This window comes from Mesorhizobium sp. M7A.F.Ca.CA.001.08.2.1, assembly GCF_003998455.1.
In the GTDB taxonomy this organism is placed as follows: Bacteria; Pseudomonadota; Alphaproteobacteria; order Rhizobiales; family Rhizobiaceae; genus Mesorhizobium; species Mesorhizobium ciceri.
In genome coordinates, this window is sequence record NZ_RZPW01001311.1 from 1 (window position 1) to 802 (window position 802).

Annotated in this window: 2 protein-coding genes; both read left to right on the top strand. The window is 62.2% G+C overall.

Translation table 11 applies throughout. From position 1 onward, the window contains the following. Positions 1-447 (top strand): carbohydrate ABC transporter permease (locus EN914_RS37045; RefSeq protein WP_164779249.1); only part of this gene is annotated, 447 nt, incomplete at its 5' end. Positions 448-449: 2 nt separating this feature from the next. Next, positions 450-737, top strand: coding sequence for a DUF2160 domain-containing protein (locus EN914_RS37050; protein WP_013531808.1), 288 nt, complete (start codon positions 450-452; stop codon positions 735-737). Positions 738-802: the final 65 nt, after the last annotated feature.

Here is an 802-nt window from a genome sequence, read left to right on the forward strand (position 1 = left end):
TTCCAGCTCTATTCGGCCTTCGGCCTGATCGACACGCACATTGCGGTGGCGCTGGCGCACTGCCTGTTCAACGTGCCGCTGGCGGTGTGGATCCTCGAAGGCTTCATGTCGGGTGTGCCGAAGGAAATCGACGAAACCGCCTATATCGACGGCTATTCGTTCCCGCGCTTCTTCGTCAGAATCTTCATGCCCCTGATCGCCAGCGGCATCGGCGTGGCCTGCTTCTTCTGCTTCATGTTCTCGTGGGTGGAACTGCTTATCGCCCGTACGCTGACCACCACCGACGCCAAGCCGATCGCCGCCACCATGACCCGCACGGTTTCGGCCGCTGGCATGGACTGGGGCCTGCTCGCCGCCGCCGGCGTGCTGACGTTGATCCCCGGCGCGCTCGTCATCTGGTTTGTGCGCAATTATATCGCCAAGGGCTTCGCCCTGGGGAGGGTTTGACGATGAATTTCGACCTCACCTGGATGGCGTGGACGTGGCCGACGGCGGCCTTTTTCGGGACCATCCTTCTGCTGCTGTGCGGCATGGCGGCTTGGGAATACGCTTCGCCGGGCGGCAATCCGCGCGTCGGCGTGCTGCGCTTCGAGACAACGCGCGGCGACCGTCTTTTCCTGTCGCTGCTTGGCAGCGCCTTTATCCATCTCGCTTGGTTGGGTCTTGTCGGATCCAACCTGTGGTGGGCTCTCGCTCTCTCCGTGGTCTACGCCATTGGCGTGTTCCGCTACGTATAGAGGGGGAAACTGTTGGAGCGACCACGTGCCGGCGGCCGCTCCAGATCGCACTTGAACCTTAAAAC